The sequence below is a fragment of the Pseudomonas salmasensis genome (assembly GCF_014268375.2).
GTDB lineage: Bacteria > Pseudomonadota > Gammaproteobacteria > Pseudomonadales > Pseudomonadaceae > Aquipseudomonas > Aquipseudomonas salmasensis.
On sequence record NZ_CP077083.1, the window covers coordinates 2,990,644 to 3,017,221 of the forward strand.

General features: G+C 60.5%; 25 protein-coding genes and 1 pseudogene. 13 read left to right on the forward strand and 13 right to left on the reverse strand.

The annotated features are described in order from the left end of the window. Nucleotides 1–15 precede the first annotated feature (15 nt). The 3 genes from HU731_RS13370 to HU731_RS13380 form a co-directional block, all read right to left on the reverse strand. The gene (locus tag HU731_RS13370; RefSeq protein ID WP_186607749.1) at nucleotides 16–1,266 is read right to left on the reverse strand and encodes a sarcosine oxidase subunit beta; all 1,251 of its coding nucleotides are present in this window, start codon (nucleotides 1,264–1,266) and stop codon (nucleotides 16–18) included. Between the two features lie 22 nt (nucleotides 1,267–1,288). Continuing rightward, entirely contained in the window at nucleotides 1,289–2,542 is a 1,254-nt protein-coding gene (gene glyA, locus HU731_RS13375; protein ID WP_003194857.1) for a serine hydroxymethyltransferase, read from the reverse strand. A gap of 260 nt (nucleotides 2,543–2,802) precedes the next feature. Continuing rightward, nucleotides 2,803–3,531 (reverse strand): TraX family protein, encoded by a 729-nt coding sequence (locus HU731_RS13380; protein ID WP_186607806.1) that lies wholly within the window; start codon nucleotides 3,529–3,531, stop codon nucleotides 2,803–2,805. A 90-nt stretch (nucleotides 3,532–3,621) separates the two neighbouring features. Here HU731_RS13380 and HU731_RS13385 point away from each other — a divergent pair, with 90 nt between their 5' ends. After that, on the forward strand, nucleotides 3,622–4,662 hold the full coding sequence (locus tag HU731_RS13385) for a threonine aldolase family protein (RefSeq protein ID WP_003194862.1): 1,041 nt from the start codon (nucleotides 3,622–3,624) through the stop codon (nucleotides 4,660–4,662). A gap of 193 nt (nucleotides 4,663–4,855) precedes the next feature. Then, complete coding sequence (locus tag HU731_RS13390) at nucleotides 4,856–5,056, forward strand: hypothetical protein (protein WP_186607748.1); 201 nt, start codon at nucleotides 4,856–4,858, stop codon at nucleotides 5,054–5,056. 102 nt (nucleotides 5,057–5,158) lie between these two features. Here HU731_RS13390 and gbcB read toward each other — a convergent pair whose 3' ends face one another. Next, complete coding sequence (gene gbcB / locus HU731_RS13395) at nucleotides 5,159–6,259, reverse strand: glycine betaine monooxygenase reductase subunit (protein WP_014720237.1); 1,101 nt, start codon at nucleotides 6,257–6,259, stop codon at nucleotides 5,159–5,161. A gap of 282 nt (nucleotides 6,260–6,541) precedes the next feature. Here gbcB and gbca point away from each other — a divergent pair, with 282 nt between their 5' ends. The 4 genes and pseudogenes from gbca (at nucleotide 6,542) to HU731_RS28440 (ending at nucleotide 10,171) form a co-directional block, all read left to right on the forward strand. After that, nucleotides 6,542–7,837: a glycine betaine monooxygenase oxygenase subunit gene (gene gbca / locus HU731_RS13400; protein ID WP_032894948.1), complete on the forward strand. Its 1,296-nt coding sequence runs from the start codon at nucleotides 6,542–6,544 to the stop codon at nucleotides 7,835–7,837. 850 nt (nucleotides 7,838–8,687) lie between these two features. Then, the gene (locus tag HU731_RS13405; RefSeq protein ID WP_225931660.1) at nucleotides 8,688–8,900 is read left to right on the forward strand and encodes a prepilin-type N-terminal cleavage/methylation domain-containing protein; all 213 of its coding nucleotides are present in this window, start codon (nucleotides 8,688–8,690) and stop codon (nucleotides 8,898–8,900) included. A 129-nt stretch (nucleotides 8,901–9,029) separates the two neighbouring features. Beyond that, a pseudogene (locus HU731_RS28435) lies at nucleotides 9,030–9,580 on the forward strand (lytic polysaccharide monooxygenase auxiliary activity family 9 protein); the annotation flags it as partial. 123 nt (nucleotides 9,581–9,703) lie between these two features. Next, entirely contained in the window at nucleotides 9,704–10,171 is a 468-nt protein-coding gene (locus HU731_RS28440; RefSeq protein ID WP_264083099.1) for a hypothetical protein, read from the forward strand. A gap of 73 nt (nucleotides 10,172–10,244) precedes the next feature. Here HU731_RS28440 and etfB read toward each other — a convergent pair whose 3' ends face one another. The 6 genes from etfB to HU731_RS13440 all read right to left on the reverse strand — a co-directional run bounded on the left by etfB (nucleotide 10,245) and on the right by HU731_RS13440 (nucleotide 17,984). Next, nucleotides 10,245–11,021 (reverse strand): electron transfer flavoprotein subunit beta, encoded by a 777-nt coding sequence (etfB, locus tag HU731_RS13415; protein WP_407728582.1) that lies wholly within the window; start codon nucleotides 11,019–11,021, stop codon nucleotides 10,245–10,247. A 4-nt stretch (nucleotides 11,022–11,025) separates the two neighbouring features. Further along, the gene (gene etfA, locus HU731_RS13420) at nucleotides 11,026–12,246 is read right to left on the reverse strand and encodes an electron transfer flavoprotein subunit alpha (protein ID WP_186607746.1); all 1,221 of its coding nucleotides are present in this window, start codon (nucleotides 12,244–12,246) and stop codon (nucleotides 11,026–11,028) included. Then, nucleotides 12,246–14,189, reverse strand: a complete 1,944-nt coding sequence (gene dgcB, locus HU731_RS13425; RefSeq protein WP_186607745.1) for a dimethylglycine demethylation protein DgcB — start codon at nucleotides 14,187–14,189, stop codon at nucleotides 12,246–12,248. The genes etfA and dgcB overlap by 1 nt, the downstream gene beginning before the upstream one ends. 132 nt (nucleotides 14,190–14,321) lie before the next feature. Next, complete coding sequence (gene dgcA, locus HU731_RS13430) at nucleotides 14,322–16,382, reverse strand: dimethylglycine demethylation protein DgcA (RefSeq protein WP_032894946.1); 2,061 nt, start codon at nucleotides 16,380–16,382, stop codon at nucleotides 14,322–14,324. Between the two features lie 15 nt (nucleotides 16,383–16,397). Continuing rightward, nucleotides 16,398–16,928 carry a DUF5943 domain-containing protein gene (locus HU731_RS13435; RefSeq protein WP_005792152.1) on the reverse strand — a complete coding sequence of 177 codons (531 nt, stop codon included), beginning with the start codon at nucleotides 16,926–16,928 and terminating at the stop codon, nucleotides 16,398–16,400. A 78-nt stretch (nucleotides 16,929–17,006) separates the two neighbouring features. Next, complete coding sequence (locus tag HU731_RS13440) at nucleotides 17,007–17,984, reverse strand: dipeptidase (RefSeq protein WP_014720245.1); 978 nt, start codon at nucleotides 17,982–17,984, stop codon at nucleotides 17,007–17,009. 218 nt (nucleotides 17,985–18,202) lie between these two features. Here HU731_RS13440 and HU731_RS13445 point away from each other — a divergent pair, with 218 nt between their 5' ends. Both HU731_RS13445 and HU731_RS13450 read left to right on the forward strand, forming a co-directional pair. After that, entirely contained in the window at nucleotides 18,203–18,604 is a 402-nt protein-coding gene (locus HU731_RS13445; RefSeq protein ID WP_186607744.1) for a lysozyme inhibitor LprI family protein, read from the forward strand. A gap of 40 nt (nucleotides 18,605–18,644) precedes the next feature. After that, nucleotides 18,645–19,061 (forward strand): DUF3010 family protein, encoded by a 417-nt coding sequence (locus tag HU731_RS13450; protein WP_056782928.1) that lies wholly within the window; start codon nucleotides 18,645–18,647, stop codon nucleotides 19,059–19,061. A 7-nt stretch (nucleotides 19,062–19,068) separates the two neighbouring features. Here the strand turns inward: HU731_RS13450 and HU731_RS13455 are convergent, their stop codons facing one another. Both HU731_RS13455 and HU731_RS13460 read right to left on the reverse strand, forming a co-directional pair. Further along, the gene (locus tag HU731_RS13455; RefSeq protein WP_186607743.1) at nucleotides 19,069–19,497 is read right to left on the reverse strand and encodes a hypothetical protein; all 429 of its coding nucleotides are present in this window, start codon (nucleotides 19,495–19,497) and stop codon (nucleotides 19,069–19,071) included. Nucleotides 19,498–19,737: 240 nt separating this feature from the next. After that, nucleotides 19,738–20,682 carry a GlxA family transcriptional regulator gene (locus HU731_RS13460; protein WP_186607742.1) on the reverse strand — a complete coding sequence of 315 codons (945 nt, stop codon included), beginning with the start codon at nucleotides 20,680–20,682 and terminating at the stop codon, nucleotides 19,738–19,740. 195 nt (nucleotides 20,683–20,877) lie between these two features. On the opposite strand from HU731_RS13460, the gene HU731_RS13465 reads away from it, so the two are divergent. The 5 genes from HU731_RS13465 (at nucleotide 20,878) to HU731_RS13485 (ending at nucleotide 24,993) form a co-directional block, all read left to right on the forward strand. Next, complete coding sequence (locus HU731_RS13465; RefSeq protein ID WP_032894940.1) at nucleotides 20,878–21,822, forward strand: choline ABC transporter substrate-binding protein; 945 nt, start codon at nucleotides 20,878–20,880, stop codon at nucleotides 21,820–21,822. Nucleotides 21,823–21,895: 73 nt separating this feature from the next. Beyond that, a complete protein-coding gene (gene cdhC / locus HU731_RS13470; RefSeq protein WP_186607741.1) occupies nucleotides 21,896–22,783 on the forward strand; it encodes a 3-dehydrocarnitine:acetyl-CoA trimethylamine transferase CdhC in 888 nt (295 codons plus the stop codon). A 141-nt stretch (nucleotides 22,784–22,924) separates the two neighbouring features. Beyond that, a complete protein-coding gene (locus tag HU731_RS13475) occupies nucleotides 22,925–23,890 on the forward strand; it encodes an L-carnitine dehydrogenase (RefSeq protein WP_186607740.1) in 966 nt (321 codons plus the stop codon). Between the two features lie 119 nt (nucleotides 23,891–24,009). Next, nucleotides 24,010–24,504 (forward strand): thioesterase family protein, encoded by a 495-nt coding sequence (locus HU731_RS13480; protein ID WP_186607739.1) that lies wholly within the window; start codon nucleotides 24,010–24,012, stop codon nucleotides 24,502–24,504. A gap of 225 nt (nucleotides 24,505–24,729) precedes the next feature. Next, entirely contained in the window at nucleotides 24,730–24,993 is a 264-nt protein-coding gene (locus HU731_RS13485; protein ID WP_032894934.1) for a hypothetical protein, read from the forward strand. A 129-nt stretch (nucleotides 24,994–25,122) separates the two neighbouring features. Here HU731_RS13485 and gbdR read toward each other — a convergent pair whose 3' ends face one another. Next, a complete protein-coding gene (gene gbdR, locus HU731_RS13490) occupies nucleotides 25,123–26,226 on the reverse strand; it encodes a choline metabolism transcriptional regulator GbdR (RefSeq protein ID WP_186607738.1) in 1,104 nt (367 codons plus the stop codon). Nucleotides 26,227–26,578: the final 352 nt, after the last annotated feature.

Here is a 26,578-nt window from a genome sequence, read left to right on the forward strand (position 1 = left end):
AGGGAATTTCTCCTGTTAGTGGGCGACGGCCGCAGCGCCGTGTTCGTCGATCAGCGCACCGTTGTGGAAACGGTCGATGGAAAAAGGTGCGGCCAACGGGTGCATTTCACCCTTGGCCAGGCTGGCGGCAAACACGTTGCCTGAACCTGGGGTGGCCTTGAAACCACCGGTGCCCCAACCGCAGTTGAAGAACATGTTCGGCACTGGGGTCTTGGAAATGATCGGGCAGGCGTCCGGGGTGGTGTCGACGATGCCGCCCCACTGGCGGTTCATGCGCACCCGCGACAGCACCGGGAACATCTCGACAATGGCCTGGATGGTGTGCTCGATCACCGGGTACGAGCCACGCTGGCCGTAGCCGTTGTAGCCGTCGATACCGGCACCGATCACCAGGTCGCCCTTGTCGGACTGGCTGATGTAGCCGTGCACGGCGTTGGACATGATCACGCTGTCGATAATTGGCTTGATCGGCTCCGACACCAGGGCTTGCAGCGGGTGGGACTCGATCGGCAGGCGGAAACCGGCCAGCGAAGCCATGTGCCCGGAGTTACCGGCTGTGACCACACCGACGCGCTTGGCGCCGATAAAGCCCTTGTTGGTTTCCACACCGATGCACGCGCCGTTTTCCTTGCGGAACCCGATCACTTCGGTCTGCTGGATCAAGTCCACGCCCAAGGCATCGGCGGCACGGGCAAAGCCCCAGGCCACGGCATCGTGACGGGCCACGCCGCCGCGCCGTTGCACGGTGGCGCCGAGTACGGGGTAACGGGTGTTCTTGGAGCAATCCAGGTACGGGATTTCGTCGGCCACTTGCTGGGCATTCAGCAGTTCGCCGTCCACGCCGTTGAGGCGGTTGGCGCTCACACGGCGTTCGGAGTCACGGATGTCCTGCAGGGTGTGGCACAGGTTGTACACGCCGCGCTGGGAGAACATCACGTTGTAGTTCAGGTCCTGGGACAGGCCTTCCCAGAGTTTCATTGCATGTTCGTACAGGTGCGCCGACTCGTCCCACAGGTAGTTGGAACGCACGATGGTGGTGTTGCGCGCGGTGTTACCGCCGCCCAGCCAGCCTTTCTCGACCACAGCCACGTTGGTGATGCCGTGCTCCTTGGCCAAATAATAGGCGGTCGCCAGACCATGCCCGCCGCCGCCGACGATCACTACGTCATAAACCTTTTTAGGGGTCGGCGTGCGCCACATCTTCTGCCAGTTTTCGTGATGGCTGAGGGAGTGCTTGAAGAGGCCGAAGCCTGAATAGCGTTGCATAGTCATTACTCCAAAACCGCGCTCAGCGATAAACCGGGAAATCAGCGCACAGGGCAGACACGTGCTTGGCCACGTTAGCCTCGACATCGGCGTCACCGAGGTTGTCGAGGATGTCGCAAATCCAGCCGGCCAGCTCGACGCACTGCGGCACTTTGAAGCCACGGGTGGTCACCGCCGGGGTACCGATGCGCAGGCCCGAGGTCACGAACGGCGACTGCGGGTCATTCGGCACCGCGTTCTTGTTGACGGTGATGTGGGCGCGACCCAGGGCGGCGTCCGCCTCTTTGCCGGTGAGGCCCTGGCGGATCAGGCTGACCAGGAACAGGTGGTTGTCGGTGCCGCCGGAGACCACGTCGTAGCCACGCTTGATGAACACTTCGGCCATGGCCTGGGCGTTATCGATCACTTGCTGCTGGTAAGCCTTGAAGCCGGGCTCCAGCGCTTCCTTGAAGCACACGGCCTTGCCGGCGATGACGTGCATCAGCGGGCCACCCTGGGCGCCGGGAAATACCGCAGCGTTGAGTTTCTTTTCGATTTCTTCGTTAGCCTTGGCCAGGATCAAGCCGCCCCGTGGACCGCGCAGGGTCTTGTGGGTGGTGGTGGTGACCACGTCGGCGTAAGGCAGCGGGTTGGGGTACAGGCCGGCGGCGACCAGGCCGGCGACGTGAGCCATGTCGACGAACAGCAGCGCGCCTACCTTGTCGGCGATCTGGCGAAAGCGTGGGAAATCCAGGGTCTTGGAGTAGGCCGAAAAACCCGCCACGACCATCTTCGGCTTGTGCTCGACCGCCAGGCGCTCGACTTCGTCGTAGTCGATCAGGCCGGTGTCGGTGTTGATGCCGTATTGCACTGCGTTGTACAGCTTGCCCGAGGACGACACTTTGGCGCCGTGGGTCAGGTGACCGCCGTGGGCCAGGCTCATGCCCAGGATGGTGTCGCCGGCATTGATCAGCGCCAGGTACACCGCGCTGTTGGCCGAGGAACCGGAGTGCGGTTGCACGTTGGCGTAATCGGCGCCGAACAGCTGCTTGGCGCGTTCGATGGCCAGGGCTTCGACCTTGTCCACATGCTCGCAGCCACCGTAGTAGCGCTTGCCCGGGTAGCCTTCGGCGTATTTGTTGGTGAGGCCGCTGCCTTGAGCTTCCATCACGCGCTTGCTGGTGTAGTTCTCCGACGCGATCAGCTCGATATGATCTTCCTGGCGCTGCTCCTCGGCATTCATCGCCGCCAGCAGTGCGTCGTCATATCCCTGGATCTGGTCTTGTTTGCTGAACATCGCGTCTCTCCCAGCCTTTCGTATTGTTGAGGCCCTCGCAGGGCCCTTTGATGCGATGGTAGGGCTGGCGCGTGCGGGCCAAATGCCTGCGCACGCCACGCAAAGGTGCGTTTACGACATGACTGAACGAATGATATTGGCAGGCCTCACAATTTGTAGGAGCGAGCTTGCTCGCGAAAAACTCATAGGCGCCGCGTTTATTCAGTAAGCACGCGTAATCGTTGACGTTTTTCGCGAGCAAGCTCGCTCCTACAGGCGGGTTAGGCGATGAGCGTGCGAAGGAGCAGCAGCAGCAGGAAGTGCAGCGGATAAAGGGCATAGGCCCAGCGGCGCATTGGCGGGGGCGCAACGCTGCGGGCATGTCGCAATAAGACCAACCCAGCCATGGGCGCAATCAGACATGCAGCCAACCCCAGCTGCGCCACGAGCGTGCCGCTATTGAGCAGAATCTGCCACTGATTGGCGGCGACACAGACTAAACCCGGCAGCACGCTGAAATACCAGGGCCGGCGAAACACCAGCAATATCGCCAGCGGCAGCAATACACCAAAGAAACCGAACATCAACTGGTGTGAAAACACGGACGCCATTGTGACGGCGATCAGCGCCAATCCTCGATCAACCAACGCCTTTTGCTGCCAACCTCGGGCAACCAGCAAGCCCAGCGCCAGGGTCGGCAACACGTTCAAGGTATCGGCATCTTCGATGAACATCCGATACGGCACCTCGCTGATTACGCTGAACAGCAGCAACCAACCCAGGTAGCGCCAATGGCCGGTCACCGGAGCGTTGCGGACCCGATGCAAATTGGCCGCAATCGCCAGGCAAAACCACGGAAACGCCAGGCGCCCCGGCACGTATAGCCCATCCAGGCTCAGCCCCACATAGCGCAGATGATCGAGCACCATACTCAACAGTGCCAGCCACTTGAGCAGATCCAAAGCGCCATCTCGGACAGGTCCGACAGGCAGGGTTTGAGTACCGTGCATAATTCCCCAACGACTTTGCATTTACAGTGCGTGCGTGCCCCCGGCAATCTTGGGTAAAGTGCGCACCAACATCGACCACAGGAACGGGCCATGACCGACAAGAGCCAACAATTCGCCAGTGACAACTATTCCGGCATCTGCCCGGAAGCCTGGGCCGCCATGGAACAAGCCAACCAGGGCCATCAACGCGCCTACGGCGATGATGAATGGACCCACCGCGCCGCCGACGGTTTCCGCAATCTGTTCGAGACCGACTGCGAGGTGTTCTTCGCCTTCAACGGCACGGCCGCCAACTCCCTGGCGCTGTCCTCGTTGTGCCAGAGCTACCATAGCGTGATTTGCTCGGAAACCGCCCACGTCGAGACCGACGAATGCGGCGCGCCGGAGTTTTTCTCCAACGGCTCCAAACTGCTCGTCGCCCGCACCGAAAACGGCAAGCTGACCCCGGAGTCGATCCGCGAGATCGCCCTCAAGCGCCAGGACATCCACTACCCCAAACCCCGCGTAGTCACCCTGACCCAGGCCACCGAAGTCGGCAGCGTGTACACCCCCGAAGAAATCCGCGCCATCAGCGCCACCTGCAAGGAACTGGGCCTGAACCTGCACATGGACGGCGCACGCTTCGCCAATGCCTGTGCATTCCTGGGCTGCTCACCGGCCGACCTGACCTGGAAAGCCGGCGTGGACGTGCTGTGCTTTGGTGGTACCAAAAACGGCATGGCGGTGGGTGAAGCCATCCTGTTCTTCAATCACAAACTGGCTGAAGACTTTGACTACCGCTGCAAACAGGCCGGTCAGTTGGCGTCGAAAATGCGCTTCCTTTCTGCACCATGGGTAGGCCTGCTGGAAAACGACGCCTGGCTCAAGCATGCACGCCACGCCAACCATTGCGCGCAATTGCTGAGCAGCCTGGTGGCGGATATTCCCGGCGTGGAATTGATGTTCCCGGTACAGGCCAACGGCGTATTCCTGCAGCTCTCGGAACCCGCGATTGCAGCGCTGACCGCCAAGGGCTGGCGCTTCTACACCTTCATCGGCAAAGGCGGTGCGCGCTTCATGTGTGCGTGGGATACCGAGGAAGAGCGTGTAAGGGAATTGGCTGCCGATATTCGGGAAGTCATGAACGCTTAACGTACGAATTCGGCCAGTCTGTACTGGCCGATCGCCGAGACTGTTTTTTGATATTTCTGACAGCAATACGGCTCGTTTTTATTGTCTAGCCTCTTGTTACCCGCAAGGAAAACGCAGCGATATCTGCCACCTTTCGGGTTTCACCGCCGGCCGAATAATCGGTCGCAAAGGCAAATCAATGGAGAGCTTAATCATGGAATATCAAAGCAATAGCAACGCATTGCAAAGCGGCGGCAACACCAGCACCACGGTCATTGACTGGGACGAGTTCAGAAAAAACGCCAAAATCGGGGACACCATTCAGGAGCCATCAAGGACGCTGACCATCTACGACAAAGCCTACGAATTGACAAACTCAGGCCAGCACTTCGTTGTCCACATCTTTGCCCAATAAGCGTTAACACCTAAGGCTCGCCTCGCAGACTGCGACGCGACGCTGAAGAAGTTGCTCGTTCCCACGCTGATCGTTCCCACGCTCCGCGTGGGAACGAGCAGATCAGAACTCGATGCGTACATCACCCTTCGGCACACTGCAGCACGACAGGATGTAGCCTTCGGCTTCGTCCTCTTCGGTAATCCCGCCGTTGTGCTCCATCTCCACTTCGCCGCCCAGCTTCATCACCTTGCATGTACCGCAGATGCCCATGCCGCAGGCCTTGGGGATCAGCAGCCCGAGCTTGGCGGCCGCGGCGTGTACGGTTTCCCCCGGCGCCACGCGAATGCTCTTGCCGGACGCGATAAATTCCACCTGATGCAGGTCTGCCAGGTCGATCTCCGGCGCATCCGCCGCTTGCTCGGCCTGCTCCACCGCATCGGCACGGGCTTCGGGCGGTGTCGCGCCAAAGGACTCTTCGTGATAACGCGTCATGTCGAAACCGGCAACTTCCAGCAGGCGCTTCACCGCGTTCATGTACGGCGTAGGGCCGCAGCAGAACACTTCGCGCTCCAGGAAGTCCGGCACCATCAGCTCCAGCATCTTGTGGTTCAGGTAGCCGCGATACCCGGCCCAAGGTTCGCCCAGGCCGTGTTTTTCGCAAATCAGGTGCAGGCTGAAATTGTCGATCCGCGACGCCATGTGCTCCAGCTCGCGGTGATAGATGATGTCCTTGGGCGAGCGGGCGCTGTGGATAAAGGTCATGTCGACGTTGGCGTTGGTGTCGTAGAACCAGCGCGCCATGGACATCACCGGCGTGATCCCAACGCCACCGCTGAGGTACAGCACTTTCGGGCTCGGGAAGTCGATGGCATTGAACAGCCCGACCGGGCCGTGTACCGCCAACTCCTGGCCTTCGTGCAACGTATCGTGCAGCCAGTTGGAAACTCGGCCGCCCGGTACGCGCTTGATGGTCACCGAAAAGCTGTAAGGCACCGACGGTGAGCTGGAAATCGTGTACGAGCGCATGATCGGCTGGCCTTCGATTTCCAGCTCCAGGGTGACGAATTGCCCCGGCTTGAAAAAGAACAGGATCGGCTGATCGGCCATAAAGCAGAAGGTGCGCACATCCCAGGTTTCCTGGATGACTTTGACGCAACGGACAATGTGCCGACCATTGGCCCAGGTCTGGGTGGTTACCGGATTCAGGAAATTATTGGACATGTTGTTCTCCACCGCCGACGTCGGCCTTATGGTGGCGATTCTGCGTAACGCGAGAACCACCCATTTACCTATCTGCGACATTCACATACTTACGGCGACCAGCCCCCAAAGACAGGGGCTTGCGCGTCGGGATCAGATTGGGCCATGTCGCCCATGGATAAGGTTCGACGTGACGCCGGGCCCACACTCGCTCCCAACAAAGACGCGTTCTTTACGCCTTGCACAGCACCAACCGTAGCCACTATTCGCCGGCCACACAGAATGGCCATGAGGACACACACGATGGACGTCACCGCAACCTTAAGCTTGGGCGATCCGCTGGAACCCGCACGCAAGGCCACCGCGCAAATGCTGCAAGAGCGCGAGCGCACTTTTTCGCTGCCGCAGCCGTTTTACTCTGATGAGCGGCTGTTCGATATCGACATGCAGGAGATCTTCCAGAAAGAGTGGTTGATTGCCGGCATGACCTGCGAAATCCCCACCAAGGGCAACTACCTGACCCTGCAAGTGGGCAAGAACCCGATCATCGTGATCCGGGGTGCCGACGGCGTGGTGCATGCGTTCCACAACGTCTGCCGCCACCGTGGCTCGCGCTTGTGCACCAGCGACAAGGGCAAGGTCGCTAAGCTGGTCTGCCACTACCACCAGTGGACCTACGAGCTGGACGGCCGCCTGCTGTTCGCCGGCACCGAGATGGGGGCCGATTTCGACATGAAGCAGTACGGCCTCAAGCCGGTGAACGTAAAAACCGCTGGCGGTTACATCTTTATCAGCCTGGCCGAAAACCCACCGGCCATCGATGACTTCCTGTCGACGCTCAGCCATTACATGGAGCCCTACGACATGGAGAACACCAAGGTGGCGATCCAGACCACCTTGTTCGAAAAAGCCAACTGGAAGCTGGTTCTGGAAAACAACCGCGAATGCTACCACTGCAACGCATCACACCCCGAACTGCTGAAAACCCTGCTGGAGTGGGACGACGTCACCGACCCGCGCGCCGACCAGGCGTTCAAGGATCACGTGGCCGCTTCCGCTGCCGCCTGGGATGCCGAAAAAATCCCTTACGCCCACGCCAGCTTCGGCCTGCGTAACCGCATTGTGCGCATGCCGCTGCTCAAGGGCACTGTGTCGATGACCCTGGATGGCAAGCAAGGCTGCGCCAAGCTCATGGGCCGCATCAAGAACCCGGATCTGGGCTCGATGCGCATCCTGCACCTGCCCCACTCCTGGAACCACTGCATGGGCGACCACATCATTGTGTTCACCGTGTGGCCCATCAGCGCCCAGGAAACCATGGTCACCACCAAGTGGATCGTGCACAAGGACGCCGTGGAAGGCGTGGACTACGACGTGGAGCGCATGCGCCAGGTGTGGGACGCCACCAACGACCAGGACCGCCGCCTGGCCGAAGAGAACCAGCGCGGCATCAACTCCACCGCCTACCAGCCTGGCCCTTACTCCAAGACCTATGAGTTTGGCGTGGTGAATTTTGTGGATTGGTACAGCGAGCGCATGTTGAGCAACCTGGGCGCTGCTCCGGCGCCGTACCTCAAAGGTGTGGCAGCACACGAATAACTGACACCCTATGGATCACACTGTAGGAGCGAGCTTGCTCGCGAAAAACTCACAGGCACCGCGTTTATTCAGGAAGCACGCGTTATCGTTGACGTTTTTCGCGAGCAAGAACTAGGCGTCCCCCTCGCTCCTACAAGCCGCTAGGGCCCTGCCTTCCAGCCTTTACCCAACAACTTATCCACAAAGCCACCCACAGCCATTGTGGGCAAGTGCGCTGCGCACGAAAATTAAATCAATAAAAACCGTGACTTATTCACTATTGCGGTTTTCACCTTAAGCTGTTCATTTATTGATCAAACCTCCAACAGCCTTGTTTGACGTGGCTTGCAGCGGTAAGCGAACACCTTATCCACAGATGCACCAACAGACTTTGGGGGCAACTTTGCCTGGGCTGTGGAAAACCACCTAAAGTCGCTATTTCCGTGGGTCATGAGGCGTTTTCAGGGTTAAATACAGTGTTTTGGTTATTTTTTAATCAAACCTCTGTAGGCCTCGTATTCCCTGATCTACAGAGGATAGCGAACATCTTATCCACAGATCCGCCAACAGACTTTGGGGGCAAGTTATAAAATCCGCTCAGCTTTATCCACACCAAAACCCTAGAGAAAACCGCCACTTAGCTTGATCATTTTTCAGCCAATAGCGCACAGGCCTTGATATACGTGCCCCGCGGACAACCACAAACACCTTATCCACAGGCACGTGCACAGCGATTGTGGGTAATTGCTCGTTTGTCGGATCTCTGTACGGAAAACGCTCAAATTTAAACTTCATCTACACTCTTTCTTGCAGTTATCTCCATTGGCCCAGGTAAGTACAGAAGTCCTTGGCGCAAAGAGGAGATAGACCGGTGACGTGGCAGGGCAATCCCAGCCATCACCGCGCCAAAGGTTTTACGCTGATTGCATTACTACTGACGCTGGCCTTGCTGGCCACGCTTTCGACAGTGGCTTATCCGCTGACGGCGCTGATGGGTCAACACATTCGGGAACTCGACTTGCAGCGTTCGCTGCGGGAAATTCGCTGCGCCATTGATGCTTACAAAACGCTAACAACACCCTGAGCGTTCCAGCAGTTCGGAACTTGTTTGTCTGAATTGAAGGTGGACTAAAGCATGAATAACTTACAGCGACATACGAACGTTCTCATCAAGTGGCTGCTGGCAGCGGTGCTTCTGGCCCCCCTGTTGGTCATGGCCCACGGTGCCGTCGATGAGCCGGTATCACGCCAGGTTCATTGCAAAGCGCTTCCAGATTTTTGGTCAGGAAACCCCAGCGATCCAGGATGCGCGGCGTTAGCCAAGACAAGCGGGCAGTATCCGGGCCAGCAATGGAATGAAGTTGCGCATTTAATTGCTGCCCCCGGCTATAACGACCCGGAAATCGTAAAAAAAGCAGTCCCTGACGGGCAACTATGTTCAGAGGTGACAAGAAGAAAGACGGCCTTAACGGGGTCTCAAACGATTGGTATCGGACGGACATCACGCCTGACAACGATAAAATGAACGTTCGCATCATCGGTACGGCCCCTCACGTCCCCAGTTTTGCAAAGGTATTCCTGACAAAACCTGGCTTTGATCCGACCACAGCACCGCTGACCTGGAACGATTTGGTCCTTATCCATACCGAGCAACTGACAGTCGCTCAAACCGACTGGGGCACTACGCCGCCTGCCATTTCCGCTTCGGGGTACTTCAGATTTCCAGTGCCTATCCCTGCAGAACAATTCGGCAAGGCGACACTCTTCGTGCAATGGCAACGAATTGACCCGGCCGGGGAAGGGTTCTACAACTGCAGCGATATCAATATCCTCGGGGCGGGCGTTCCTGAGCGATGGTTTGATCTGGGGCAATTCATCGATGCCGTCATGAAAGACCTCACCCCAGGAGACGCCGTTCACTTCCGTATTCTGGACAACACGCCACAAGCCAAAGAGGTCGTAGACATTACCCTGCCCATTGACGCAAACAATCTGGACGCGAAGATATGGGGCCCGCAACTGGCCAATCAAATCCCTTCAAGCATCGCCAAAGTTGGGGAAAAAGACGGCAATGACATTGTGTTCAACACGGCTGATCCGCAGGTCAATTCGGTATTCGTACAGGTCAAGGGTTACTCCAAGGCCATGGCGATAGTCGAAGCGGGCGGTGGCGAATACCCCGCGTACGTGCCGAACAAGAGCCCGCCCTACAAGCCAGGTGACGTTGTATCTAACAAGGGCGCCAATTATGTGTGCAAACCCTACCCAAATAGCGGCTGGTGCTCGCAATCACCCAGCTATTACGAACCTGGTGTGGGCAGCGAATGGACCGATGCGTGGGATAAGAAAGACTAAGAAGTAAAATGTCTGTTGCGAGACAAACGCTGTGGTGTGTACAGCGTTTGCCTCGCTATCTTTGCAGAAGGGCTTAGCGAACCACGCCTTCCTCTATCAGCAACTTGAGAATCGCCTGCGCGCCCTCTTCGGCGCTGACGCCCTTGAGCACCTGCCCACCGCCGCCACTGGCCTTGGCGGTGGCGGCTTTCATGCGATCGGCGCCGCTCTTGGCCTTGATCACCTTGAGGCGCTTGGGTCGTGGCTTGGCCGGTTGCAGCAGTGCGCCTGTGAATAACTCATCCTGTTCAATCTCGACGTCATGGGCCGCCAGCTCACCCCGTTGCGCCGGGCCGTAGGCGCTCTGGCGTGGCTTGGGCGCCGCGTTATCCACAGTGGCAAGAAACGGCAGGCGCACCTTCAAGCGCCGACGCTGGCCGCGAGGCAAAGCCTGCAGCACCAGGGCGACGCCGGCGTCGATGGACTCCACCTGCGCCAGCCCCACAATCAGCGGCCAGCCCAGTTGTTCGGCCAACAGGAACGGCAGCATTCCCGAACCTTCGCCGGTTTCTGCCTGGCTTCCGGTCAGGACCACTTGGGCACCGGCGTCGCGCAGATACTCACTGAGCACCGGCAAGGCATCCGAGCCGGCCGGCTGCTCCAGTACCTGCAGTTGCGGCAGGCCCATGCCCAGGTAGCTGCGCAGGGTCGGCTCGCTGACATCACCCGCGTGCAGTACCTGCAACTTATCCCCAGCCAGTTGCAGCCCCAGTTCGACCGCGCGCGCGTCCTGCTCGGCGCGCCGTGGTCGTCCGGAAGTGGGGTGAGCGCCGATGGACACCAGGCTGAATACAGTGTTCGTCATGGTCATATCCTCAGGCTGCATCGCGCTTGGCGCCGTTGCGGTAGATCTCGACCGCGGCGATCAAGGCTTGCAGTATCGCAGCGCTTTCGCCGATCACCGACAGGTCGGCACGCTTGATCATGTCGCACCCTGGGTCGAGGTTGATCGCCACCACCTTGTCGCAGGCACCGATGCCTTGCAGGTGCTGGATCGCCCCGGAAATGCCCACGGCCACATACACCCGCGCAGTGACCCAGGTGCCGCTGGCGCCGACCTGGCGATCACGCGCCATGAAGCCATCATCCACCGCCACCCGCGAGGCGCCTTCGGTAGCGCCCAGCGCTGCGGCGGTCTGGTGGAACAGCCCCCAGTCCTTCACGCCGTTGCCACCGGAGAAAATGAACTCGGCCTCGGCCATTGGAATCGCTGCCGGGTCGACCGCCACCGCGCCGAGGTCTTCGATACGCGGCAAACTGCGCGCCAGGCTTGTGGATAACTCCACGGGCAAGACTTCATGACGGGTCTCGCTGACCGGGTCGGCACATTCGGCGCCAGCGAGGATCAGACGGGGCAATGGCCGCGCCAGGTCTTCCTGGCCAGCACCGGCGCGGCCGATGCATTCCTCGCCCTTGATCTGCCATACCCGCGTCGCCGGGCGTTCCTTGAGGCTGGCGGCAAAGCGTCGCCCCAGTTCGCCGCCACCGCTGCGGCTGTCTGGCAGTAACCAGTGGCGCGGGCTGAACTGGTTATCCACAGCGCGCAAGCCCTGCACGCGTTGCTCCGGTGCATAACCGTCGAACTCATGCCCCTCCAGCACCAGCAGGCGGTCGACGCCGGCCGTGGCAAAGGCGCTTTCCTTGTGTTCACCGAACACCACCGCCAACACCGCGCCGTCACTGCCGGCCAGTTGGCGCGCCAGACCAAGCAGGTCACGGTCGTGGCTGCTCAGGCGGCCGCCGACCATGTCCGGCACCACGTTGATGTAGAACGCCGGGGCCGGCACCTGATGCAGCGGCAATTGCACTTCCACCGCCGCCGAGCGTTTGGCCGCGCCGCCCTGCTGGGCACCACTGCGGTCGATGCGCTTGATGCCGTTGGGGCCGATAAAACCGACACCATGCACGTTTTTGCGAATGACGCCGTTAGGCCCCATCCAACTGTGTTGCAGCGGCTGCATGGCCGCGTGCAACGGGTGCAGGCGGTTACGGGCGATCCATTCGGCCCGTGGGTCGCGGCGGATAATGTCGCTCATCAGTGCACCTCCGCAGGTTCACGCTTGAGAGGGGCTTTGGCCGGCGCGGCGTCTTCAAGCAACGCGTCGGCGACCAGCTCGGCGATGTCCTTGATCAACGGGCGCGGTTCGACCACGCCTTCAAGCATCGCGGTGCATTGCGGGCAACCCACGGCCACCAGTTCGGCACCGGTTTCGCGGATGTCGTCCATGCGCATATCGGGAATACGTTGCTTACCGGGAATGTCGGTGATCGGCGCGCCGCCACCGCCACCGCAGCAGCGCGACCGGAAGCCCGAGCGTTGCATTTCCTTGACCTCGATACCCAGCGCTCGCAGCACTTGGCGCGGCGCCTCGTACTCACCGTTGTAGCGGCCCAGATAGCAGGGGTCGTGGTAGGTCACGCTGTTGCCTTTGTGCTGGCCCAGGTTCAGCGCGCCCTCGCCGATCAGCTCGGCCATGAAGGTGCTGTGGTGCTGCACGCGGTAGTTACCGTTGAAGGCGCCGTATTCGTTTTTCAGCACATGGAAGCTGTGTGGGTCGCACGTCACGATGCGCTTGAAACTGTACTTGGCCAGGGTCTGGATATTGCGCGTGGCCAGCAGCTGGAAGGTCGCTTCATCGCCCAGGCGCCGCGCCACGTCACCGCTGTCGCGTTCTTCCAGGCCGAGCACGGCGAAGTCGACCTTGGCGGCCTTGAGCACTTTGACGAAAGCGCGCAGGGTGCGTTGGTTACGCATGTCGAAGGCGCCATCGCCGACCCAGAACAGCACATCGCAACTGCCTTTGTCGCTGAGCAACGGCAGGTTCAGGTCTGCCGCCCAGTTCAGGCGCCCACCGGGGGCAAAGCCGCCAGGGTTATCGGTAGCGATCAGGTTTTCCAGTACTTCGGCGCCCTTGTTCGGCGTGGCGCCTTTTTCCAGGGTGAGATGGCGGCGCATGTCGACGATGGCGTCCACGTGCTCGATCATCATCGGGCACTCTTCCACGCAGGCGCGGCAGGTGGTGCACGACCACAAGGTCTCGGCGTCCACCAGGCCGTTGACGATCGGCTGGTGCGGGTTGCCGCCGTGTTCGCCCACCGGTTTGCCGGGGTATGGGCTGCCGGCGAACTTGGCATCGGTGCCACCGGCCAGGCCGACCACCATGTCCTGGATGAGCTTTTTCGGGTTCAGTGGCTGGCCGGCGGCAAACGCCGGGCACGCCGCTTCGCACTTGCCGCACTGCACGCAGGCGTCAAAGCCAAGCAGTTGGTTCCAGGTGAAGTCCTTGGGTTTTTCCACGCCCAGCGGCGCGGTTTTATCGCTCAGGTCCAACGGTTTCAAACCGGTGGAGCGGCCACCGCCAAAGCGTTCGGCGCGGCGGTGCCAGGCCAGGTGCAGGGCACCGGCGAAGGCGTGTTTCATCGGCCCGCCCCAGGTCATGCCGAAGAACATTTCGGACACGCCCCACAACACGCCCACGCTCAGCAAAGCCGCGAGCAGCCAACCGCCGAAGTCGGCGGGCAGAATCCCGGCCACCGGCAAGGTCACCAGGAAGAAGCTCACCGAGAAGGCCATCAGGCTTTTGGGCAGGCGCATCCACGGGCCTTTGGACAGGCGCGCAGGCGGATTGCGGCGGCGCAGGTACATGAAGATCGCGCCGACAAACATCAATGTCGACGCCAGCAGCAGTGCATAGCCAAGAATGCGGCTCTGCAGGCCGAAGCCGTGCACCGCAATCGCCAGCAGCGCCGACAGCACAAAGCCCAGCGCCGTCGCAACGTGGGTGTTGGCGATGTATTTGTCACGGGCGACCACGTGGTGCAGGTCGACCATGTAACGCTTGGGCATGGCCAACAGGCCACCCAGCAGGTCGACTTTGGATGCGCGGCCACGGCGCCACATGTTCACCCGGCGCAGGGCGCCGAGGACGGCAAGGCCCAGGGCGGCAAACAAGAGAATAGGCAGCAAGGTATTCAACATGGTGAAGCTCCCACAAGGCTCCTGTAGGAGCGAGCTTGCTCGCGAAGGTCGTCAACGATTACGCGCTCATCCTGGCTGAACGCGTTGTATTGGAGTTTTTCGCGAGCAAGCTCGCTCCTACAGGGTGATTGCCTAGAAATCCTTGCACAAGCGCAGGGCGTCATAGATGGCGGCGTGGGTGTTGCGCTGGGCCACACAGTCACCAATGCGGAACAGCAAGTACCCCTCGCCCGCTTCGCTCAAGCAGGGCTGCGGCTTGATCGCAAACAAGGCTTCAACGTCGATCTGGCCCTTGTTGCGCGAACCTTCCTTGAGCCCGTAGTAAATGGCCTCGTCCGGACGCACGCCGTTCTCCACCACCACCTGGTCGACCACCCGCTCCTCTTTGGCGCCGGTGTATTCGTTCTCCAGCACGGCCACCAGCTTGTCGCCCTCGCGGTAGACCTTTTCCAGCATCATGTCGCCGGTCATGATCACTTCCTTGGGGTACATGCTGCGGTAGTACGTGGGGAACGACGTACCGCCGATAGCCACGCCCGGCTTGATGTCGTCGGTGACGATCTCCACCTGGCTGCCTTTGTCGGCCAAAAAGTCGGCCACCGACATGCCGGTGAACTCACATATGGTGTCGTACACCAGCACGTTCTTGCCCGGCGCCACCTTGCCATCGAGCACATCCCAACTGCTCACCACCAAGCCTTCGGCGGCGCCCCAGTGTTCGTTCTGCTCGATGAACGGATGCCCGCCCACCGCCAGCACCACCACGTCCGGACGCACGTCCAGGATGGTCTCGGCATCGGCTGCAACACCCAGGCGCAGGTCGACTTTCAAGCGCGCCAGTTCCAGTTGATACCAACGGGTGATACCGGCGATCTGGTCACGCTGCGGCGCTTTCGACGCGGTGGTGATTTGCCCGCCGATAAACTCTTTTTTCTCGAACAGCGTCACGTCGTGGCCACGTTCGGCCGCCACGCGTGCAGCTTCCATCCCGGCCGGGCCGGCACCCACCACAACCACCTTGCGCTTGGGCCCGGTGGACTTCTCGATGATGTGCGGCACGCCCATGTATTCACGGGAGGTCGCGGCGTTCTGGATGCACAGCACATCCAGGCCCTGGTACTGGCGGTCGATGCAGTAGTTGGCGCCCACGCACTGCTTGATCTGGTCGATCTGGCCCATCTTGATCTTGGCGATCAGGTGCGGGTCGGCGATGTGCGCACGGGTCATGCCGACCATGTCCACATAGCCGCCTTCCAGAATGCGTGTGGCCTGGTTCGGGTCCTTGATGTTCTGCGCGTGCAGCACTGGGACCTTGACCACTTCCTTGATGCCGGCCGCCAGGTGCAGGAACGGCTCCGGCGGGTAGCTCATGTTCGGGATGACGTTGGCCAGGGTGTTGTGGGTGTCGCAACCCGAGCCCACGACGCCGATGAAATCGAGCATGCCGGTGTCGTCGTAATACTTGGCGATTTGCTTCATGTCCTCATGGGACAAGCCGTCCGGGTGGAACTCGTCACCGCACAGGCGCATGCCCACGCAGAAGTCATCACCCACTTCGGCACGCACGGCCTTCAACACTTCCAGGCCGAACTTCATGCGGCCCTCAAAGGTGCCGCCCCATTCGTCGGTACGCTTGTTGACCCGCGGGCTCCAGAACTGGTCGATCATGTGCTGGTGCACGGCCGACAATTCCACCCCGTCCAGGCCTCCGGCCTTGGCCCGGCGCGCGGCCTGGGCATAGTTGCCAATCACGCGCCAGATTTCTTCCGGTTCGATGGTCTTGCAGGTGGCACGGTGCACCGGCTCGCGCACGCCGGACGGCGACATCAGGGTAGGCCAGTTGAAGCCGTCCCACCGCGAGCGACGGCCCATGTGGGTAATCTGGATCATGATCTTGGCGCCATGCTTGTGCATGGCATCGGCCAAATTCTGGAAGTGCGGGATGATGCGGTCGGTGGACAGGTTCACCGACGCCCACCATTCCTGCGGGCTGTCGATGGCCACCACCGAGGAGCCGCCGCAGATTGCCAGGCCAATACCGCCCTTGGCTTTCTCTTCGTAATACTTCACATATCGGTCGGTGGTCATGCCGCCGTCGGTGGCATACACCTCGGCGTGAGCGGTACTGAGCACGCGGTTGCGGATGGTCAGTTTGCCGATCTGGATCGGCTGAAACATTGCTTCGAAAGCCATGGCACGGTCCTCGGCTTACAACGGTTTGACGGTGAACAGACCATCGTCGTGGCCCTCTTCGGAGCCTCCGTAGACTTGTTCGGCGACAGTGCGGATTTTGCTGCCACGAGCCTCAAGAATCTGGTCCATGGCGCCGGCAAACCAGCCAGTGAACATGTAGTCCACCTTGCGGCCGACCTTGCCGTACACGTAGACGAATGCCGAGTGTTCCAGCTTGACGCTGGCAGTACCTTTATCCAGGTCGATGTCCTGGATCTTGAACAGGCCCCAGCCGCGTTGCGACAGGCGCTTCATGTAGTGCTCGAACACCGCGACGCCTTCCAGGCCGTGGCATTCAGCTTCTTTTTCACACCAGTGCCAGGCGGATTTGTAGCCGGCCTTGTAGAGGATCTCGGCGTAGGCGTCCGCGCCCAACACTTCTTCGATGCCCATATGGTTGTTGACGAAGAAGTGGCGTGGCACGTACAGCATCGGCAGGGCGTCGGAGGTCCAGACACCGGTTTCGCTGTCGACTTCAATTGGCAATTGCGGGGCGATCTTGGCCATGGAAACTTAACTCCAGAAAATTCGTTTTGATGCCCGCCACGCGGATGGCGGCGGGTGAAGGATTAAGCGAGCAGTGGCTTATTCGCCCCAGACGTCCTTGAGCACGTTGACCCAGTTCTCGCCCATGATCTTGCGCACCACGCGCTCGCTGTGGCCGCGCTTGAGCAGTGTCTCGGTGAGGTTGGGGAACTCGCCCACGGTGCGGATGCCCAGCGGGTTGATGATCTTGCCGAAGCTGGTCAGGCGGCGGGCGTAACCCTTGTCATGGGTGAGCATTTCGAAGAAATCCTGGCCATGGCCCTGGGTGAAGTCCGTGCCGATGCCGATCGCGTCTTCGCCGACGATGTTCATCGTGTATTCAATCGCTTCGGCGTAGTCGTCGATGGTCGAGTCGATGCCCTTGGCCAAAAACGGCGCGAACATGGTCACACCGACAAAACCGCCATGGTCGGCGATGAACTTCAGCTCTTCATCGGACTTGTTGCGCGGGTGCTCTTTAAGCCCGGACGGCAGGCAGTGGGAGTAGCACACCGGCTTTTTCGATTCGAGGATGACCTCTTCGCTAGTCTTGGAGCCAACGTGAGACAGGTCGCACATGATGCCGACGCGGTTCATCTCGCCGACGATCTCACGCCCGAAACCCGACAGGCCACCATCGCGTTCGTAGCAGCCGGTGCCCACCAGGTTCTGGGTGTTGTAGCACATCTGCACCACGCCAACGCCGAGCTGCTTGAAGATCTCGACGTAGCCGAGCTGGTCCTCAAACGCATGGGCATTCTGGAAGCCGAAGATGATGCCGGTCTTGCCCTGCTCCTTGGCGCGACGGATGTCGGCGGTGGTTTTTACCGGGATCACCAGGTCGCTGTTTTCACGGATCAGGGTCTGGCTGGCAACGATGTTATTGATCGTGGCCTGGAAGCCTTCCCACACCGACACCGTACAGTTGGCGGCGGTGAGGCCACCTTTGCGCATGTCTTCGAACAGGTCGCGGTTCCACTTGGCAATAATCAGACCGTCGATAACGATGCTGTCGGCGTGCAACTCGGCTGGGCTCATCAGGCGTCCCCTTATTGGCGATTCATGCGCCGAATCGTCTGCCGGCGCTTTGGGGCCAGCATATGCCCAGGCACCGACGGAGCCGGGTGCAAAAACGACAGGGGAATTGCCGAAAGCGTCAATCCGCGACAAAGGCTGCGAAGACAGGCCCCACGGTCGGCTGTTCTTTGTCTTACGCTTGAGCCAGAATTCCTCATCACCTGATATGAGACGGCGCAATGAAATCGATTTTCCTGGCTTTGGCACTCATCGCAACCACCGCCCACGCGGCCGAAGACCCCGACAGCACGCCGTGCGACGGTATCGAGAACGACCAGCAAACCCTGGAATGCGCCACCTACAACAAGACCACCGCCGAGCAATTGCTCAAGGATAACTATCAGGGATTGCTCGAGCGCATGGGTTCGACCTACGGCAGCGACAAGACCCAACTGGCCGACATTACCGCCCGTCTGAAGGATGCCCAGCAAAAATGGGAAAAACTGCGCGACGCCGATTGTGCAGTGGACACCTTCCCGGCGGTAACCGGCACCAAGGCCTATGCCATTGCGCACAACGACTGCCTGGCGCGCATGAGTGATGAGCGGTCGGAGTTTTTGGAGTCGATTGGCCAGGAATAAGCGACAATCGCGCCACTCTTTCTTTTGACCAAGGCTACTCATGACTCTGTGCGGCATTGAAATCAAAGGCAGCGAAGCCATCATCGCTGTCGCCTCCCTGGACAACCAGGCGCTGACCCACGTCGCCCTGGCCACCAAGAAAATCGCCCTCGACGATGACGATGAAGCGGCCAACGTCAAAGCCTTTGCCGCACAGGTGAAAGCGTTTGTGCAGGCCAACGGCATCACGCGCATTGCCATCAAGAAACGCAGCAAAAAAGGTGAATTCGCCGGTGGCCCGACGACGTTCAAGATTGAAGGGGTGTTTCAATTGCTGGAGGGGGTGGAGGTGACGCTGCTGTCGCCGCAGACCATCAATGCGCAATACAAAAAGCACACCTTTGATCTGCCAGCGACGCTCAACAAGTATCAGCACGAGGCCTATAAGACCGCGTGCTCATGTCTGATGAAGAAATAACCGCACATCAGCTTTTGACGCAGTGCTCCAAGCCGTGCCCGCCGCCTTCGTATTCAGGGCCGTAGTAATACTTGACGAAAGACACCTTGCCTTCAGGAGTGGGTGTCACCTGGGCAACCCCCACGCCAAAGTCCTTCAAGGCCGGGTCGGTGTGGGCGAAGTAGATACCCAGGGTATCGGCAGTTCCGGCGGCCATGCCTTCATAGCGGGACTTGTCTTCCAGGGTCAAAGTGAAGGTGTAAGCCGCATATTTGCCAGTGCTTTGCTTGGCGTCGAGCTTCATTTCGACAACGCCTTTGAAGTTGCCGATATGTTTGTCCTGGCCAGTGCATTCATAACGGCCGCTGTAATCGGCGCCGGTGAACGGCGCTGGCGCCTGGGCGGCCCACACTGGGGTGGACGCAAGTGCAATCAGAGTGACTAGTTTTTTCAGCATGCCAACCTCTTATGGTTACGTAAGGAACCCTTTGGACGTTAGCAGCCCGTTTCCAGTAATCGCCCGCAACCTTTCAAAACAAGAATATTCCCACACCACCAGATGCGCTTTCAGACACCTGACTGCTTATCAATGTGGGAGCTGGCTTGCCTGCGATTGCGATGTATCAGTTGGCATATGCAGTGCTGATCCGCCGCCATCGCAGGCAAGCCAGCTCCCACCTTGAGTCTGCACCAACGCTTAAACCACCTCCCGTCGCCGGTCCTCCCTAGGGCATTTGGCAAACCTTGCGCGATAGCTCCTGGTGAAATACGACGGCGACTCAAACCCACACGCAATACTCACCTCCAGCACGCTCATGTCGCTCTGGCGCAGCAGTTTGCGGGCTTTTTCCAAGCGCAGGCCCAGGTAGAAATTACTGGGGGTGTCGTTCAGGTGCAGGCGAAACAATCGCTCCAGTTGGCGTCGGGTGACCTTGATCGTTTCGGCCAGGGCCAAGGTGCTCAGGGGCGGTTCGGTGTGCTGTTCCATTTCGCCGATCACGTGCACCAGTTTCTTGTTGTTGATGCCGTAGCGCGTGGCAATCTGCATGCGCTGATGGTCTTTGCGCGGGCGGATGCGGCTTAGTACGAATTGCTCGGAAACCTGGATCGCCAGCTCCGGGCCGTGGGCCTGGGCGATGAGGTCGAGCATCAGGTCGATGGAAGCCGTGCCGCCGGCGCAGGTGATTCGGCGCCGGTCGATTTCGAACAGTTCCTGGGTCACGCTCAGGTGCGGATAGGCTTCCTTGAAGGCGTCGATGGCTTCCCAGTGCAAGGTCAAGCGGTGGCCGTCGAGCAGGCCCGCCTCGGCAAGCACGCAGGCGCCGGTGTCGATGGCGCCGAGGGTCACACCCTCATGGTCGAGGCGGCGCAGCCAATGCTCCAGGGCGGGCGTGGCGAACTGCAGGGGTTCGAAGCCGGCCACCACCAGTAAAGTCGCGCCTTTTTTCAGTGGCTCAAGCGCGGCGTCGGCGTTGACCGACATACCGTTGCTCGCCAGCACCGCGCCGCCATCGTCACTCAAGATGTGCCAGCGGTACAGCTCGCCACGAAAGCGGTTGGCCACCCGCAACGGTTCCAGTGCGGAGATAAAACCAAGGGCCGAGAAACCCGGCATCAGCAAGAAATAGACATCCTGGGACATGGTGGCGCTCTCGTCGGACGGGCAGCGTGGTCACTGTGATACGCCAGTTCAACCGGCCATTCAAGAGCACAGGTCGCTGCAGTGCAAGAGCGGGTCGCCGCCGTGCGCTTTGCGGGGCGCCAAGCTGCGTAACGTGATCCCACGGCGCACCAAGACGCCGGCACCCACAATAACGACCTGCCGAGGGCTCCACCCATGAACCGACTGATCAGCCGCTGCGTACTTGCACTCAGCGCCAGCGCTATTTTGAGCACCCCTGTCATGGCAGCGGATGCCCCTGCCTGCCAGAACGTGCGCATGGGCGTGGTCAACTGGACCGACGTCATCGCCACCAGCGCCATGGCCCAGGTGCTGCTCGATGGCCTCGGCTACAAGACCAAACAAACCAGCGCCTCTCAGCAAATCATCTTTGCCGGCATCCGCGACCAGCGCCTGGACCTGTTTCTCGGCTACTGGAACCCGCTGATGACCCAGACCATCACGCCGTTCGTCGACGCCAAGCAAGTCAAGGTCCTCGACAAAGCCAGCCTGGAAGACGCCCGCGCCACCCTCGCAGTGCCGACTTACCTGGCCGACAAGGGCCTGAAAACCTTTGCCGACATCGCCAGGTTCGAGAAAGAGCTGGGCGGCAAGATCTACGGCATCGAGCCGGGCTCGGGGGCCAATACCCAGATCAAGGCGATGATCGCCAAGAACCAGTTCGGCCTGGGCAAGTTCCAGTTGGTGGAGTCCAGCGAAGCCGGCATGCTGGCCGCCGTGGACCGTGCGGTGCGCCGCAAGGAAGCGGTGGTGTTCTTTGGCTGGGCGCCGCACCCGATGAACGTCAACGTCGCGATGACTTACCTCACCGGCAGCGAAGACGCCCTGGGCCCGAACGAAGGCATGGCCACCGTGTGGACCGTGACCGCGCCGGCCTACGCCGAGCAGTGCCCCAACGTGCATAAGCTACTGACCAACCTGACGTTCACCGCCGCCGACGAGAGCCGGATGATGCAGCCGCTGCTGGATCACAAGGACGCCTTGGAATCCGCACGGCAGTGGCTCAAGGACCACCCTCAAGACCGGCAGCGCTGGCTCGATGGCGTCACCACTTTCGACGGCAAACCCGCCGCGACCAACCTGCAACTGACCAGCAAATAACATTTTGCGAACCACCGTTTCGCGGCCACTTGCGACCGCGAACGGCACCACCACGTCTGTAAGGAACCGCCTCATGAACCACGACGTCATCATCACCTGCGCACTCACCGGTGCTGGCGACACGACCGCCAGAAGCCCACACGTGCCGGTCACGCCCAAACAAATCGCCGCCGCCGCGGTGGAAGCCGCCAAGGCCGGCGCCACCGTGGTGCACTGCCATGTACGCGACCCACAGACCGGCAAATTCAGCCGCGATGTGGCCCTGTACCGCGAAGTGATGGAGCGCATCCGCGAGGCCGACATCGACATCATCGTCAACCTCACCGCCGGCATGGGCGGCGACCTGGAGATCGGTGGCGGCGAGAATCCCATGGAGTTCGGGCCCAATACCGACCTGGTCGGCCCGCTGACCCGCCTGGCCCACGTTGAGGAACTGCTGCCGGAAATCTGCACCCTGGACTGCGGCACGCTGAACTTCGGCGATGGCGACACCATTTACGTGTCCACCCCGGCGCAACTGCGTGCCGGCGCCAAACGCATCCGGGAATTGGGCGTAAAGGCCGAGCTGGAGATTTTCGACACCGGCCACCTGTGGTTCGCCAAGCAGATGATCAAAGAAGGGCTGCTGGATAACCCGCTGTTCCAACTGTGCCTGGGCATTCCCTGGGGCGCACCGGCCGACACCACCACCATGAAAGCCATGGTCGACAACCTGCCCGCCGACGCGGTGTGGGCGGGCTTCGGCATTGGTCGTATGCAAATGCCGATGGCCGCCCAAGCGGTGCTGCTGGGCGGCAACGTACGGGTGGGCCTGGAGGACAACCTGTGGCTGGACAAGGGCGTGCTCGCCACCAATGGCCAGTTGGTGGAACGTGCCAGTGAAATTCTCAGCCGGTTAGGCGCACGGGTCCTGACCCCTGCCGAAGGCCGCATCAAGATGGGCCTGACCCAACGCGGCTAACACAAACACCACCACTCCTGTGGGAGCCGGGCTTGCCCGCGATGAGGCCAGACATCCGCCACATCTCTAGAGCTTGGAATGCCGCCATCGCGGGCAAGCCCGGCTCCCACAAAGGATCACCGAACACTTTAGGAATATGCCATGCGCTTTATCACCGACATCAAAACCTTCGCCGCGTTGGGCAGCGGCGTCATCGGCAGCGGCTGGGTATCCCGTGCCCTTGCCCATGGCCTGGATGTGGTCGCCTGGGACCCTGCCCCCGGTGCCGAGGCGGCCTTGCGCAAACGCGTGGCCAACGCCTGGGCCGCCCTTGAGCAACAGGGCCTGGCGCCCGGAGCCTCCCAAGACCGCCTGCGCTTTGTCACTACTATCGAAGACTGCGTAAAAGACGCCGACTTCATCCAAGAAAGCGCCCCTGAACGCCTGGAGCTGAAGCTGCAACTGCACAGCCAGATCAGCGCCGCGGCCAAGCCGGATGCCCTGATTGGTTCGAGCACCTCCGGGCTGTTGCCCAGCGAATTCTATGAGGGCTCCACCCACCCGGAACGCTGCGTGGTCGGCCACCCCTTCAACCCGGTCTACCTGTTGCCACTGGTAGAGGTGGTGGGCGGTAAAAACACCGCGCCAGAGGCGATCCAGGCGGCGATTGAGGTGTACGAATCCCTCGGCATGCGCCCGCTGCATGTGCGCAAGGAAGTGCCGGGGTTTATTGCCGACCGCCTGCTGGAAGCGCTGTGGCGTGAGGCGCTGCACCTGGTCAATGACGGCGTGGCGACGACGGGTGAAATCGACGACGCCATTCGCTTTGGCGCCGGCTTGCGCTGGTCATTCATGGGTACCTTCCTCACTTACACCCTGGCGGGCGGCGATGCCGGCATGCGCCACTTCATGGCCCAGTTCGGCCCGGCGTTGCAGTTGCCGTGGACTTATCTACCAGCGCCTGAACTGACTGAAAAATTGATTGATGATGTGGTCGATGGCACCGCTGAGCAGTTGGGTAACCACAGCATTTCGGCGCTGGAGCGCTATCGTGATGATTGCCTGCTGGCGGTGCTGGAAGCCGTAAAAACAACCAAGGCCAAGCACGGCATGAACTTCGCCGAATAACCCTGTAGGAGCGAGCTTGCTCGCGAAGATCGCCAACGATAACGCGGGGCATCAGGTACCCCACGGCGATCTTGAGTTTTTCGCGAGCAAGCTCGCTCCTACAAATTGGAATTCATACCATGCCCGCACTGACCACCTACACCACGAAAATCCTGCCCGACTGGGTCGATTACAACGGCCATTTGCGTGATGCGTTCTACCTGCTGATCTTCAGCTACGCCACCGATGCGCTGATGGACACCCTGGGGCTGGACAGCGAAAACCGCGAAGCCAGCGGCCACTCGTTGTTCACTCTGGAGTTGCACCTGAACTACCTGCATGAGGTAAAACTCGGCGCCGAGGTTGAGGTGCATACCCAACTGATCGCCCACGACGCCAAGCGCCTGCACCTCTATCACAGCCTGCACCTTGTGGGGGAAGCACGCGAGTTGGCGGGTAACGAACAGATGCTGCTGCATGTCGACCTGGCCGGGCCGCAGTCGGCGCCGTTTGCCGGCGCCACCCTGGAAAAACTCACTGCCCTGAGCCAGGAACACGCCGACCTACCCCGGCCTGCCCTGCTCGGCCGGGTGATCGGGCTGCCCGCGCAAAAAAAAGCCCCGATCCAGCCGTGACGGGATCGGGGCAGAGTGCTTTGTGTGAGCCGTGCATTTCGAGGGTGACCAAACCTTCAAGCTGCGTGCCTGGGTTCAGTGTGCCCGTTACGGGTCAGGTCAAGTACCCCGAAAACGACCTGTTCATAGCCATACGAGCCATCGGTGGATTCTGCCCCTTGCCGCCAGTCCTGGGGCCTACCAGAATCCAAGTCAATTCCCGCTCCCCACACCAGGATGACCGTCATGATGCACGCGGATTTGATTGACCAGGATGACCTGTTGGGCCAACTGCGCTCGCTGGGTTTTGAAGTGTCCAGCGGCGCTACCGCCGAGCAGGCTTGCGAATGTGCGGTGCGCGGGTTGAGCGAAGCACGGGCCAAGGCGCTCAAGGGCATGGTTGAAAAGATGTACAGCGGCAGCGCGACGATTTTGCCGGCGGTGAGGCAGGCGATCGACAAACAGCTGTTGCCGGCGCTGATGCAGTTCAAACAAAGCTCTGGCGCCTGAAATATATCCTCTGTAGGAGCGAGCTTGCTCGCGAAAATCGCCAACGATAACGCGGGGCATCAGATACCCCACGGCGATCTTGAGTTTTTTTCGCGAGCAAGCTCGCTCCTACAATAAGGCAGCCCGGTGTCAGAGCCTTACGCTGGCAAACGTCGACTCGTTGCGCGCCTGGCTCAACGCCGACATCGGCCCTGACAACGGTGACAACACCAGCGCCGGCGGAATCGGCATCATCGCCACTTGCTGGGTAGTGTTGGAACCTACGCGCTCATCCCGTGGCGGAATGCCAAAGTACTCGCGATAGCACTTGGAAAAGTGTGGCGTAGACACAAACCCGCACACCGAGGCGACTTCGATGATCGACATCGGCGTCTGCTTGAGCAGTTGCCGTGCGCGAATCAGGCGCAGCTTGAGGTAGTAGCGTGACGGCGAGCAGTGCAGGTATTTCTGAAACAGCCGCTCCAACTGCCGGCGCGACACGGCGACGTACACCGCCAGTTCGTCCAGGTCGATCGGCTCTTCGAGGTTGGCCTCCATCAGCGCGACGATTTCCTGCAGCTTCGGCTGGTTGGTGCCGAGCATGTGCTTGAGCGGCACACGCTGGTGATCCTGTTCGTTGCGGATGCGTTCGTACACGAACATCTCGGAGATGGCGGCGGACAATTCACGGCCGTGGTCGCGGCTGATCAGGTGCAGCATCATGTCCAGGGGCGCGGTGCCGCCGGAGCTGGTGAAGCGGTTACGGTCGAGGGTGAACAGGCGCGTGCTCATGGCCACCCGCGGGAAGGCTTCCTGCATCGACGCCAGGCATTCCCAGTGCACGCTGCAATCAAAGCCGTCGAGCAAGCCGGCGCAGGCCAGGGCCCAGCTGCCGGTGCACACTGCGCCGAGGCGACGAGACTGGCGTGCCTGGCTTTGCAGCCACGACACATGTTCACGGGTGACGGTGCGCTGGATACCCACGCCGCCGCACACGATGACCGTGTCCAGGATGGGTGCTTTGTGCATGGAGGCATCGGGGGTGATCTGCAGGCCATCGCTGGCCCACACCTGGTTGCCGTCGACACTCAGGGTTGTCCAGCGATACAGCTCGCGGCCGGACAGCTGGTTGGCCATGCGCAGTGGCTCCACGGCTGACGCCAGGGAAATCAGCGTGAAATTGTCCAGCAGCAAAAAGCCGATGGATTGAGGCGCACGGTTCTGGGGTTGGGCCCCGGAGTTGGTCGACGTCATCGCGGTATCTCCTCACATCACACAAAGCGGGTGGTGGCCTCAGGCGAGGCTCTTGTTATTGCGCTCTTCCTGGAAAGGAGAGGCTTTGCAATTGATAGAGCAAATGCCATGCCTAAAATTGAATGGCTATTCAAGAACTCCTGAAAACGACCTGTTGATGCGTCTATATAAGCCCGCGCGTGAAGTGCGGGATATGACGCATAAGGGGCGGGGTTCAAGGGGTGTGAGCAGATCGGTAGCACTTGTGGGAAGGCGCTTTGCGGGCGTAGGAGAAGTCTGTCACCCAAAGCACATCAGGCGTGTGATCGTGTAGGAATCGTTCGGAAGCTACTTATCTATTTGCGACGCGCTA

Excerpts from the sequence above, each read along its gene's own strand:
- HU731_RS13370 (WP_186607749.1), bottom strand. The coding sequence starts at position 1,266 with ATGCAACGCTATTCAGGCTTCGGCCTCTTCAAGCACTCCCTCAGCCAT.
- glyA (WP_003194857.1), bottom strand. The coding sequence starts at position 2,542 with ATGTTCAGCAAACAAGACCAGATCCAGGGATATGACGACGCACTGCTG.
- HU731_RS13380 (WP_186607806.1), bottom strand. The coding sequence starts at position 3,531 with ATGCACGGTACTCAAACCCTGCCTGTCGGACCTGTCCGAGATGGCGCT.
- HU731_RS13385 (WP_003194862.1), top strand. The coding sequence starts at position 3,622 with ATGACCGACAAGAGCCAACAATTCGCCAGTGACAACTATTCCGGCATC.
- HU731_RS13390 (WP_186607748.1), top strand. The coding sequence starts at position 4,856 with ATGGAATATCAAAGCAATAGCAACGCATTGCAAAGCGGCGGCAACACC.
- gbcB (WP_014720237.1), bottom strand. The coding sequence starts at position 6,259 with ATGTCCAATAATTTCCTGAATCCGGTAACCACCCAGACCTGGGCCAAT.
- gbca (WP_032894948.1), top strand. The coding sequence starts at position 6,542 with ATGGACGTCACCGCAACCTTAAGCTTGGGCGATCCGCTGGAACCCGCA.
- HU731_RS28440 (WP_264083099.1), top strand. The coding sequence starts at position 9,704 with ATGAAAGACCTCACCCCAGGAGACGCCGTTCACTTCCGTATTCTGGAC.
- etfB (WP_407728582.1), bottom strand. The coding sequence starts at position 11,021 with ATGACCATGACGAACACTGTATTCAGCCTGGTGTCCATCGGCGCTCAC.
- etfA (WP_186607746.1), bottom strand. The coding sequence starts at position 12,246 with ATGAGCGACATTATCCGCCGCGACCCACGGGCCGAATGGATCGCCCGT.
- dgcB (WP_186607745.1), bottom strand. The coding sequence starts at position 14,189 with ATGTTGAATACCTTGCTGCCTATTCTCTTGTTTGCCGCCCTGGGCCTT.
- dgcA (WP_032894946.1), bottom strand. The coding sequence starts at position 16,382 with ATGGCTTTCGAAGCAATGTTTCAGCCGATCCAGATCGGCAAACTGACC.
- HU731_RS13435 (WP_005792152.1), bottom strand. The coding sequence starts at position 16,928 with ATGGCCAAGATCGCCCCGCAATTGCCAATTGAAGTCGACAGCGAAACC.
- HU731_RS13440 (WP_014720245.1), bottom strand. The coding sequence starts at position 17,984 with ATGAGCCCAGCCGAGTTGCACGCCGACAGCATCGTTATCGACGGTCTG.
- HU731_RS13445 (WP_186607744.1), top strand. The coding sequence starts at position 18,203 with ATGAAATCGATTTTCCTGGCTTTGGCACTCATCGCAACCACCGCCCAC.
- HU731_RS13450 (WP_056782928.1), top strand. The coding sequence starts at position 18,645 with ATGACTCTGTGCGGCATTGAAATCAAAGGCAGCGAAGCCATCATCGCT.
- HU731_RS13455 (WP_186607743.1), bottom strand. The coding sequence starts at position 19,497 with ATGCTGAAAAAACTAGTCACTCTGATTGCACTTGCGTCCACCCCAGTG.
- HU731_RS13460 (WP_186607742.1), bottom strand. The coding sequence starts at position 20,682 with ATGTCCCAGGATGTCTATTTCTTGCTGATGCCGGGTTTCTCGGCCCTT.
- HU731_RS13465 (WP_032894940.1), top strand. The coding sequence starts at position 20,878 with ATGAACCGACTGATCAGCCGCTGCGTACTTGCACTCAGCGCCAGCGCT.
- cdhC (WP_186607741.1), top strand. The coding sequence starts at position 21,896 with ATGAACCACGACGTCATCATCACCTGCGCACTCACCGGTGCTGGCGAC.
- HU731_RS13475 (WP_186607740.1), top strand. The coding sequence starts at position 22,925 with ATGCGCTTTATCACCGACATCAAAACCTTCGCCGCGTTGGGCAGCGGC.
- HU731_RS13480 (WP_186607739.1), top strand. The coding sequence starts at position 24,010 with ATGCCCGCACTGACCACCTACACCACGAAAATCCTGCCCGACTGGGTC.
- HU731_RS13485 (WP_032894934.1), top strand. The coding sequence starts at position 24,730 with ATGATGCACGCGGATTTGATTGACCAGGATGACCTGTTGGGCCAACTG.
- gbdR (WP_186607738.1), bottom strand. The coding sequence starts at position 26,226 with ATGACGTCGACCAACTCCGGGGCCCAACCCCAGAACCGTGCGCCTCAA.